The 12478-nt window shown below is 32.8% G+C and carries 8 protein-coding genes; all 8 read left to right on the plus strand.

The features are described 5' to 3' along the window. Window positions 1–382 precede the first annotated feature (382 nt). Window positions 383–1057, plus strand: a complete 675-nt coding sequence (locus CN925_RS20230) for an ankyrin repeat domain-containing protein (RefSeq protein ID WP_098848606.1) — start codon at window positions 383–385, stop codon at window positions 1055–1057. A gap of 74 nt (window positions 1058–1131) precedes the next feature. After that, a complete protein-coding gene (locus CN925_RS20235; RefSeq protein ID WP_098848607.1) occupies window positions 1132–2103 on the plus strand; it encodes a DUF4822 domain-containing protein in 972 nt (323 codons plus the stop codon). 749 nt (window positions 2104–2852) lie between these two features. Beyond that, window positions 2853–3128: a hypothetical protein gene (locus CN925_RS20240; RefSeq protein WP_098848608.1), complete on the plus strand. Its 276-nt coding sequence runs from the start codon at window positions 2853–2855 to the stop codon at window positions 3126–3128. Window positions 3129–3143: 15 nt separating this feature from the next. Then, window positions 3144–7535 carry an RHS repeat-associated core domain-containing protein gene (locus tag CN925_RS20245; RefSeq protein ID WP_098848609.1) on the plus strand — a complete coding sequence of 1464 codons (4392 nt, stop codon included), beginning with the start codon at window positions 3144–3146 and terminating at the stop codon, window positions 7533–7535. A gap of 12 nt (window positions 7536–7547) precedes the next feature. Beyond that, complete coding sequence (locus CN925_RS20250; protein ID WP_098848610.1) at window positions 7548–8291, plus strand: hypothetical protein; 744 nt, start codon at window positions 7548–7550, stop codon at window positions 8289–8291. Window positions 8292–10148: 1857 nt separating this feature from the next. Beyond that, a complete protein-coding gene (locus CN925_RS20255; RefSeq protein WP_483295218.1) occupies window positions 10149–10616 on the plus strand; it encodes an NUDIX hydrolase in 468 nt (155 codons plus the stop codon). 538 nt (window positions 10617–11154) lie between these two features. After that, window positions 11155–11952: an ABC transporter permease gene (locus CN925_RS20260; protein WP_098848612.1), complete on the plus strand. Its 798-nt coding sequence runs from the start codon at window positions 11155–11157 to the stop codon at window positions 11950–11952. A 3-nt stretch (window positions 11953–11955) separates the two neighbouring features. Further along, window positions 11956–12478 (plus strand): ABC-2 family transporter protein (locus CN925_RS20265; RefSeq protein WP_142339261.1); only part of this gene is annotated, 523 nt, incomplete at its 3' end.

The following is a 12478-nucleotide window of genomic DNA, read 5'->3' on the forward strand; positions in this document are numbered from 1 at the left end:
TCACGGGTGGTTATGTTTTTATAGGAACCATTAAAGTTGATCATTAAATGAGAGATTAATTGAGAAGAATAGTTGTAAAAGGTAACTCAAAAACTAATATATATTTAAGCTAAGGAGGTTACTAATTTGGTCGTCTTTGGAATGTTCGACATTTTTGTCGGTCATTTTTTAATTCTTAGTTCAATACAGCAATCTAAAAAGAAATATTATTAAAAATTTTATACTTTTTTAATAATTTGTTTAGATGGAGTTTTCATTTAAAGATTAATATAGATTACAGACGAACAATGGTCTATTTAATGAAAAAGATTGGAGGGTAATTTCCCAGGAATAAAACGATATTTTCATGTAGATTTTTAAAGGAAAAGGAGGACGTTACTTTATGTGGAAGATATTTGCAGTAGTCACGAGCTGCATTCTTTTGCTAAATGGATGTGCCTCATTTGCTAAGGGGGAAGACAAAGTGAACGAACAGTTATTTCAGGCAGTAAAGCGAGGAGAAACTGATTTCGTAAAGAAGTTGATTGAGAATGGTGCGAATATTAATGCACAGAATTCAAATGGACAAACTCCTACAATGATTGCAACTTACCATAATGATTTCAAAACTGCAAAAGTACTGATTGAAGCTGGGGCAGATGTAAATATACGAGATCATATGAAAAATAATCCTTTTTTATATGCTGGTGCAGAGGGATTAATCGATATTTTAAAACTTACAATTAAAGCAGGAGCAGATCCAACAATTACGAACCGGTATGGTGGAACAGCATTGATTCCTGCTTCAGAACATGGATATGTGGATGTCGTAAAAGAGCTTCTTAATCATACTGATATTGATGTTAATCATGTCAATAATCTTGGATGGACTGCTCTATTAGAAGTAATACTTTTGAACGATGGGAATGAAAAACAACAGCAAACAGTGCAATTGCTTATTGAGAATGGAGCAGATGTTAATTTGCCTGATCGTGAAAACGTTAGCCCTATACAGCATGCACGTAAGAGAGGTTTTAAAGAGATTGAAGAGATTTTACTAAAAGCAGGAGCTAGATAATAAAAGTTCATGGCCAATTGTAAGAATAATTGGGGAGTATATAAATAACGATAAAAATTTAAGGAGACAATTAAATGATTAAGAAAACAAAAGCAATTTCATCAATTTTACTTGGAGTTTCTCTAGTAGTAACAAGTTATAATACTGTTGCTAACGCACAAGTAGAGCATAGTAAACAAAAAGATGAAAGAGTTTATAAAGCACCAAAAAAGGTTAAGAACAAGTTAACAAAAGGGCAAGTAATGGCTAATATTTTAAGTAGTACAAACTGGCAAGGTACAAGAGTGTATGATAAAAATCATCATGACCTAACAAAAGAGAACGCAAATTTTATTGGTCTTGCTAAATATGATTCTAAATCAGGTAGATACGAATTTTTCGATGCAAAAACAGGTCAAAGTCGTGGGGATAAAGGAACATTCTTTATTACAAATGATGGTAAAAAGAGAATTTTAATTTCAGAATCAATGAATTACCAAGCTGTAGTCGATATGATTAAACTAAATAAAAACGTATTTACTTATAAAAGAATGGGGAAAGATGCAAACGGTAATGATGTAGAAGTATACGTTGAACATGTCCCTTATAAAGGAAAAGCACTTTCATTTACAGATCCAGATAAAAAACTAGAAACTAAAACAGGGGAAATTGTAAAAAAAATTGATGGAGATAAAATTTTAGGAAGAACACTTTGGAATGGTACAAAAGTACTTGATGAACAAGGGAATGACGTAACGAAATACAATACGAATTTTATTAGTCTTGCAAAATTTGATGGTTACACAAACAAATATGAGTTTTTCAATCTTGAAACAGGAAAAAGCCGTGGTGATTATGGATACTTCGATATTGCCCATGGAAATAAAATTAGAGCACATGTTTCAATCGGAACAAATAAGTATGGTGCTGTTCTTGAATTGACGGAGCTTAATAAAAATAAATTTACTTATAAAAGAACAGGTAAAGACAAAGATGGTAAGGATATAACTGTATTTGTTGAACATGAGCCGTATAAAGGTGATTTTAAACCAGTCTTTAGTTTCTAAAATGAGTATTCAAAAAGGAATGGAGAAATCCATTCCTTTTTTAAAAGGACCTTTTGAACAATTCTAGAAAAAGGTTAAAATGTTAGTCAATTAATTATTATTTTAATAATAATTTTACTTATAGTTTTACCCAAGCATCCTCTTTCTCTTAGGATTTTCAATATTTGGAAGTACATCACTAAATCAATGATTCACTTAATTTTAGGTAGGGGAGAGGGATCATTATAGTAGCATACATATTTATAAATACTTTTAGATCTCTAATGTCATTCTTTTAATAAAACTTGAAGAAAAATACTATGCAGGATTTTATACAGAAAAAGAGAATACTAGGTGAACAAGACCTTCCCCAAAAGCCTTTTACATCAACAATGTATAAAAAACTGTATAACGTGTGAAAAAACTAAAAAGCCAATCCCTTGCTGCACAAGGCATTGGCTTTTTCGCAACTTCCGCTAAGAAGCTTTATGTAAACTAGATTTGTATATGGTATTCATAGAAAACACAAAAATACCTACCAACCTAAATGAAGGTTTTGAACGTTTTTTATAATAAAAATTATAATATTTCTTATACTCTTAAAATTCCATATTTTTCATGGTGACTTTCATGTCATTTTATAAGAAAATATCTTAGGGCAGAAAATGAAAACCCTTCCAAAAAATTCACTTGAATGGGAGGGGGCATTTTAGAAACATTTTTCTGAATTTTTTTTATTTTAAGAATTAACATCTAGAGGAGGCATGAACATGAAAATGAACAAACGTTACATTGTATTTGGAGGAGCTCTTATTTCATCATTTGTTATATTAACCAACGTTATGGCAGCCCCATCAGACAATAGCCCCAAAAAAGCTGATTGGAAATTAGAAAAACAGGATTTGAAAAAAGGGGAAAAGCCTCAACCGAAAAGAAATTTGAAGCCTAATGTCCAAGTACATAAAGGAAACACTCCTTTTGAACAAGTTGATAGTGACAAAAGTATAGAGAAGAAAAGGCCTGAAAAAGCCGATTCGTTAAAATAGGAGGAAGAGGATAACATGGGGAAAAAGTCATCTTTGTATAAGTCTTCTTTACAACGACGTATAAATAAACTTGTAGTTTCAGTTTTTGCTGCTTCTTCTGTTTTATATGCAATACCTCCAAGTCAGCATTCAAAGATTGGCACACAACGAACATTTGCTGCTACGACAGGTGTTGCGGATAAACCGAATTTAGGGCAAGAATCTTATTGGAACTTCTACACGACAACTTTAAGTTCAGGTTGGTATTCACAAGTTAATACTGCGACTGGAAACCTTGTGATAAACAATTCACTGGTAACTGTAGATGGTCGTGCTTTACCATTAAGCGAAGGATTGACTTACAATGCAACTACTCAACAAGACGTTGGCGTAGGTCCTGGTTGGTCATTAGTAAATGGATTATTCTTACAAGAAAACGCGGATGGAAGCGTTACTTTGAAAGATGAAGATGCTACGAATCATACATTTACAAAAAATGGAGATGGTACGTATACTGCTCCTGCTGGAAAACATTTAACTTTAACTAAACTGCAAGCAGGTATTTTTACAATTCAAGATAAAGATCAGTCCATTTCTCGTTTTGAAAACGGACATATTGTAAGTATCACTGATGAAAAACAAAATTCAAAGAGTTTTTCTTACGATACGAATGGAAATTTATCCAAAGTAACTGATCCGTCTAGTAGAACTCTAACGTATACTTATGATACAAACAAGCGATTAGATAATATTACGGATCCAGCTAATCATAAAATTCAGTTTTCATACGATACAAACGGTAAACTAATTGATGTAACAGATGCTCAGAATAATAAAGTTCAATTTGAGTATGATACCTCGAATCGTTTAAAAACTTTTATTGATGCAAAAGGTAAAAAAACAGCTTTTAACTATGATAGTTTAAGCCGTATGGTTAAATTGGTTGATGCACGATCAAATGCGACAACAACTTATGAAACGACAATTGCTTATGACGATCCTACACGTACAGCAACAATTACGGATCCTGCGGGTAAAAAAAGCACTTATATTCACAATACTTCAAAGAATTTAACGCAGTATAAAGATGGAGTAAATAACATCTTTAACTATGACTGGAATCAAAATGAATTGATGACAAGTAGTGACAGCAAAGGATCTAGTACCTATCAATACGATAGCAAAGGAAATGTCACTCAAGTTTCAGAGACGATTAGTCCTACTAGTACAGCAACTACTACCATTAAGTATGACAGTAAAAACAATCCAACAGAGGAAACGGATGCAAATCAAAATAAACAAGGATCTCGTTATGATGAAAATTCGAATCAAATTTCGTCTGTCAATTTAGAGCGTCAAGAGGCGGATGGAACAACTTATGATGCGAATGGGAAGGTTACTTCTAGTACTGACATAGGAGCACCGACATATAATCTAGTAGAAAATGGAAGTATAGAACGACTTGACACAAACGGGAATATTATCGGATGGAATAAAGGTGGTACTACTTCTAAAGTTTCGGTTGATTCAACAGTGTCTACTTACGGATCGAAAAGTGTCAAAATTTCTAGTACGACTGCAACCAATGCTTACTTGTATAGTAATGGGGTTACTGTAACTCCTGGTGAAAAATTAACGTTATCAGCCCAAGGAAGAATTGAGAATGTTTTTGGATCAGTCGGGGCAGACGTTGGAATCGAATTCTATGACTCCAATTGGAATTTTATCAGTTATTCTTATACTGAAGGTTTTACAGGAACAGGAAACCCTTATTATAATGTAACGGCAACTGTACCAGCGAATAGTGCGTATGCATTGGCGGTTGTTGATCTAGATGGAGCAAGTGGAACCGCATGGTTTGATGGGATTCAGTTAGAGAAACCAGTAAAATCGGATGAAGGTTACATTTTAACGGACTTTAACATGAACGAAAATTCTAGCTTTGAGTGGGGAGGCGCCTTATGGTTAACAAAGTCATCTAACCCTGCAACAATAACGACCGAAGCAGCCTGGGCTGGTTCATATAGCGCAAAACTGGACTTTCCTTCTATTGGTGATTCTTGGATTGGTAGTAATGACATACCTGTAAAACCAGGTGAACCATTGACAGTATCAGGATTTATCAAAACAAATAACTTGTCAGGTGATGGGGCTAGAATCGAAATTAACTACTATGATAGTACAGGTGCTTATATAGGATACGGGGGGGCTAAGCTTCAAAAAGGTACGCAAGACTTTACTCGTTATGCATTTAGTTCAACTCCACCGGCGAATACAGCGTTCGCAAAAGTATATGGTACGGTTTGGGCATCAACAGGAACGGCTTACTTTGATAATATAAAACTAACCACTGGTAGTACAACGTTATATGGGTACGATGCTAGTGGAAACTATCTCACTTCAACACAGGATGCATATGAAAATTTAACACAGTTTACGTATGATGGTGTTGGAAATCAGACTAGCATGACAGATCCAATGGGATATAAGACCAGTTTCGCATATGATGGAAATAACAATCTTACATCAGTGACAGATCCAAAACTAAAAGTCACTCGTTATGAGTATGATCCATCTAATTTACATGTTTCTATTCGAGATACGCGTAGTTCATCACCGACAGATAATACGTATCGAACTACGTTTGGATACAACGAATTAAATCAAATTACAAGTATGACTGATCCATTAGGGTATGTTACTGCCCATACGTATGACGCGGCAGGAAATGAAGAAAGCACAAACTATCAAAATGGAAACAAGATTCAGTTTACGTATGACAATGCAAATCAATTAACTAAAAAGAGTTATGTAGGTTCTACCGAATATTGGAACTATAGTTATGATAGTGCCAATAATTTAACGCAAGTAACAGATAACCAAAGTCGTAGCTATAATTTTGGTTATGATGGAATGGAACGTTTAACAACATACACCAATCTATTTGGCTATTCGATTAATTACCAGTTAGATAAAGTGGGGAATATTACAAGCAGTACAGATTCTAAAAATAAAACGATTTCGTATAGCTATGGATCCGATAACCGTCTTCTTTCTTTAACTGACACTAGTGGTAAAGTGACGAAATTTAACTATAACGAGTCAGGACTACCATTTGAAATCGTTTATGGAAACGGTATAAAAAATTTACAATCGTATGACAAACTTGGTCGTATCAAAGAAATTGCTAGCAATGGAAATCCGAATTCTGGCATTTTCACATATGAATACGACAAAAATGGAAATATTACGGCTATTCAGGGGTATGATGGGACACAAACATTTACTTATGATGAGCTGAATCGATTAACAGGTTGGACAAATGAATCTGGTACTCTTACAACCTATCAGTATGATGCTGTAGGAAATCTGACCAAAAAAGGAAGTCAGACATTTACCAACAATGCAGCAAACCAAATCACAAATACTGGTTTTACTTACGATGTCAACGGAAATTTGACGAAAGATAGTAAGTACAACTATTTCTATAATCATGAAAACCAACTTACAAAGGTAACAAAAGTTTCTGATGGCTCAACGGTTGCGACTTATACGTATGACTATCGAGGTCTACGCATTAGCAAAACGACTCCTACTGGCGGTACAATAAATTATCACTGGGATGACCAAGATCGATTAGTAAGAGAAAGTGATACAAGTGGTAATACCTTAGCTCAATATATCTATAATGGTGATGAGTTAGTTGCTGTTGAAAAAAATGGTTTAATGTACTATGTTCATACAAATCACCGTGGCGACATCTTATCTTTAACAGATTCAAATGGAAATCATGTTGCAACTTACAATTATGGCCCTTGGGGTGAACTTTTAAGTAAGACAGGTACAGTTGATATTCCGTTTCGTTATGCAGGGTATTATTACGATCAGGAAACTGGGCTTTACTATTTAAAAGCTCGTTATTATAGTCCAGATTTTGGTCGTTTCTTAACGAAGGATGACATAGCATATGGAGAAATTAAGAATCCAATTACTTTAAACTTATATGCATATGCGAATAATAATCCCATTATAATGGTAGATCCTGATGGAAATTCGGCACAAAATGATGGATATGGGACACAGCCTATGATGTCAGGTGGCGCTCGTTCTGGTGGTAGTGGTGGAAGCTCAGTTAAGAGTAGAGTACCATCACAGCTAACTAGAGGGCAGATATTTGAAAAAAATGTTCTTAAAGCACGAGGACTAAAAAAGAATAGTAAGAAGATAGGAAGTAGTATTCCAGATATTTTAACTGGAGGAAGAATAACAGAGATTAAGGATGCAAAATATGTATATAAAAGTAAGCAATTTAGAGACTATTTGGATGATGGTAGACCTGTTGACTTGATAGTAAATAAAAATACCAAAGTATCAAAGCCATTAACAGATGCAATAAAAAGAAGTGGCGGCAGGATTATCCGTTATTAAAGGAGGAAAAATATGTCAAAAATTACAGCGGTGATATATACTACTGAACTCATAGGAGAAAGCGAGATAGCTCAAAAATTTTTAAAAATCTTAGAAAAAAACCAACTTTCGCCTCAAAAAATTGGCTTATTTGAACCATTAAAATTAGATTATACACTTGAAAAGGCAATAGAGTTATGGACCCAAGGAAGAGACGGCTGTTATGTTGAAGGATATGGTAACACTGGTAAAGCTGGAGGGCTAATGGGAAAAAGTAAAACTCCTCAAATTGGTTTCAATATGAATTGGTGGAGTAGCCCAGTAAAAGTTTTCGTAAACTATATAGATATTTATTTTTCAATAAAAACTTTTAATAAATATAAAGAAAATATCGAAAATATCTTTCGCGAAATAATTATTTTAGTAAATGGAATTTATGGATACATAACACATATATATCCTGAAGATAGACAACATGTTACGGGAACCATTCAAACTAGGCTACCTGGTATATTTTGGTGCAATTATTTTGGGGAAAAATATATTGATTTTTTTGGTAAGGAAAAAATAATATCTTATCCGTGGTTTCATATTGAATCCTTAGAAAACGAAGGAATAATAACTTATTTAGCAAAAGAACCGGACAAAGATTTATTAAATTCTGATGAGTTAGAAATGAAAGCTAAAATACATCTAGGTATAGATGCATTTGGTGATATCGATGCATATCAAGATAATCCAGAAAAAATTCAAAAAAAAAATGTTCCAAAGTTTTAGTGACTAAAATAAAATTGTAAATTGAAATTAGAATAAGGATAAAATACTCCGATTATAAACTAATTCCTTTACGAGTAAAGAACTTTAAATTTGCAACTTCCAATATGGCCTAGTCACAGGGTTGCTGTCATAGACCGCAAAGTAGTTTGTTACAGAAATACCCAAAAAGCAATTTGCAGATCGATTAACTAATGATGGTTACCAAAAACCACTGTTTTAGTAACTACTTTGTCCATATTTCAATTGAATGATTGTTATTGGATTCTATAATTACCAAAAGATACGTCCAAAAGTATTACCAAATACTTTTACCACAACTTTGGCGTACTTTTGGCTACTTTACTTTGCGGTCTATAGCACGAACCCTGTGACTAGGCCCTAAAGGCGCAGGATCGGAATATAGTAAAATCCAAAAATGGGCAGACACTCATTTTGAGTAGATTATTGGGGGTAGTTATGAAAACAGTTTTTTTAGTAACCCAGGCCAAGAAGAAGAATTAAGAGATGGAATAGTAAACGCCAATACATGGATTGACGGGGCAGATGAAAATGAAATGTTGTACGAAAGTTCCATTTTTAATCCAAAATACAATTCGACTTTAACCTTGTTAACAAGGATCAGTAAGTAAAACAGTATATTTTTTTCTGACATTGATTAAGAGTTTTTCCTAAATATAAACAAAAAAACACTATCCTTAGATAGTGTTTTTTTATTTGCAATCTAACACCTATATATATTCGCAATTTCGAGCTGAGTATCACAAAAAATGTACAGCATCGTTCTAAACTATAGACAGAAAAAAGACTCTTCAACCGAAGAACCTTTTTTCATTACCGATAAGGTCCATTATGTAAACTAGAAATATATGTACTATACAATTATCTAATTGTTTAAAGCGAGAGATTTTTAACTTCAATTTGAGTTTTTATATTGAATTAATTATTGTAGTTTCTTGCTTTTCAAGTGGTATTACTTGGAGTTATATTAAAAATCAAGAAATAGTTATATTAATGGAAGAAAATTACATTCATCTAATTTAAGAAAAGAGTGATAGTAGTATAAGAAAGGGAAGAATAAATCTCAGAATTATCTAAAAAAACTTCCATAAATAGAAAATGGTGGTATAATCATCTTAACTGGTAATGACAACACTATCACTGTTGCTATCATCTTAACTGGTAATGATGACACTATTACTATTTTTTGTAATCGATTGCAAAATGAATACAATGAGGAAGAAAACCAATGCAGAATAGTAATGTGAGCGAAAAAAAGAATTTCCAAAGTCAATTCAAAATGCATACCAAATTAAACCATGAATTTGAAGTTGATCATGTGCCTATTGTTTATATTGAACTTTCTTGTTTTTTAAGGCCGTTTAACCAGTTTTTTCTACAATATTGGTGTTTATAGATTCATGTTTCTGATTCTTTTTTCCCTTCTACTTTGGCTTTTAAACTTTCTTCTCTTTCGGTTAGAAATATGTGTGGATGAAGCTAGCCAGTGGTGTTAAAAAAGTCATAAAACGTAATTGATCCATACTAGTTTCCAGTTTGATAATGCATATTCATAAGCTCAAAAGTGTTTTGTTCTTATAGAATTTGTCTAGTTGTGAAACCAAAAAAGTGTAGATAAGAATCATGAGAACGAACGTCATTAAGCATACAATCTCCTTTTTATTATGGTAGTAAAAAATGTCTATACTTATATTTGGAACATAAGTTTGTTAAAAGGGAAGTTTGTTCGCATCCTCATTTTTTTGGTGACACAATTTTAAATCCTAGTCTAAAGACTAGGGACTATCGGGAAATATATTTACCGTAGACTATTTAGATAGAGGAGAGTTTTTATTGGCTATAATTCCATCTTATCCAAAGCATATTGTTTCTGTCTTTGCGTACTTAACCAATAGTAAAGATGAAGTACTGTTGGTTAAAACACACTGGCGTTCAGATACATGGGAACTTCCAGGGGGGCAAGTTGAAGAAGGGGAGTCTTTAAGTGAGGCTGTAAGCAGGGAGTTCCTTGAAGAGACCGGTATAGTTATACGACCAGTTGGAATAACTGGTGTTTATTACAATGTAACAAAAAGTCTTTTATCCGTAGGTTTTTATGCAGAATATGTTGGTGGAAAGCTGCGTATTCAACCTAAAGAAATTAAAGAAGGTTCTTTCATTAGACTAGATGAGAGTAATATTGATCAGTATATTACACGACCTCATATGAAATCTCGTACACTTGACGCTATGAGACAAAAATGTTTTGTTCCATATGAAGCATGGGATACCAACCCCTATAGTTTGCTAACTAGGCTTGATTGTTAGTAAGATAATCACCCTATCATTCGCTTAGAATATTGAAGTCAGCAGTATTAAATTTATAGTTCTGTGTATAGAATTATTTAATTTATCAACACACAGACTCTTAAATATCTTGATACAGTTTTAGAAATAATGTGAATGTTAGTAATGATTAAATTAGAAATATAGTCCCCTTCTTTTTCAGTATAACACTTAATTATTTCATACAGGCAGGTACTCTAGTTACCTTTCAAAAAATACACAACTCAATGTTTTAAATAACAAGCTCTCTATAGAGTTTAAATAGAGGTAGTGGGGTGTTAAAAAAATCTTTTCATGATTTTTACGACACAAATGTCGGTGAAAAATGCCCTAGGGTAATAATACATCCCATTAGATTTACCTTTATATAAAGGGAGAGATATTTAGAGTTTTATAGATTGAGGATAATTCACTTTCTATGGATGACTTAGTTATCTTTTATTTCTTCTTTTAAAATAATCGTTAAAACTATATCATATGCTGTTTTTCACAAAAAAAACATAACCTTTGGGGGTAAGATATGGGCAAATACATCTGGTATTCTTTTACAACTTATAAGAACATACAAGTTTACCGATTGGATGTTTTTCTTAGAGTAATAACTTCCATACTAATGGTAGTTGCTATGAGAGAAATCTGGGTAGCTATATATGATAATAAGCCTAATTTAGATGATTCTTTAGGGGTATCTCTCAAGGATATGGCAACATATGCAACTGTCTCGGTGATAATTTCTCGTTTATTTATATTTCCAATCTCTTCATATATTTCTTCTAGGGTAAAGACTGGTGACATTATTCTTGATTTACAGAAGCCCTGGAATTTTCAACTAATGAATTTAAGTAGGGCTATGGGTTTTGTTTCTTTCTCTTTAATTTATGTTATTTTTCCTATCAGCATTGCTATCTTTTTATTTTCACCTATTAATTTTCCTGGCATAGGGAAACTATTTTATTTCATAATCAGTTTGCTATTATCTATAATTATGGCGTTTTACATAGATTTTATACTTGGTTTATTATCTTTCTTATTTACAGAAATATGGGGTTTTAATCTAATTGTAATTACTTTAGTACAATTGTGCTCAGGTTCTTTCGTTCCACTATGGTTTTTCCCTGATTACATAGAAAGAGTACTAACTGTGCTACCTTTCCAAGGAATGTATTATATCCCATTATCAATTTATATTGGCAAAATACAGGAAGGTGAAATTCTTTATAATCTACTATTTCAAGGAATATGGATAGTCTTATTAATTTTTATAGGATCCTTATTAATAAAGTGGTCTGAGAAGCAGTTGCTTACTGTAGGAGGATAAAATATGTTTTACTACCTTAAACTTTATTGGCATCTTCAAGTTGCTAACCTACGTTCTAAATCTATTTATCCGTTTAATTTCATTATTGGAATCCTAAGCGTAATATTGTTAGGAATCGCAAATATAATGTTTTCCTGGATTATTACAGAGCGGGTACCACGAATAGAAGGATACGGATTTTATGAAATGGTTTTTATATTCTCTTTATGGTTAGTACCCCACTCAATTTTTGTCATGTTTTTTCGACAAATTTGGGAAATAGACAACATAATAAAGAATGGTGAATTTGATCGTTATTTCTTAAGACCACTAAGTACATTGTTTCAATTTTTTACTTCCCGTTTTGAAATTGCCGGTATTGGTGATTTCATTGCAGGGTTAATAGGATTTTTTATATGTTTTAATCATATCACGGATTGGAATTCACTTAAATTGATTAACTTATTTATAGTTGTAGTCAGTGGCTTGGTAATAGAATGGTCTATTTATACAATAATTGGATGTACTATAAATGTCAACTTAAACA

This window comes from Bacillus sp. AFS055030, assembly GCF_002574545.1.
Classification (GTDB): domain Bacteria; phylum Bacillota; class Bacilli; order Bacillales; family Bacillaceae_G; genus Gottfriedia.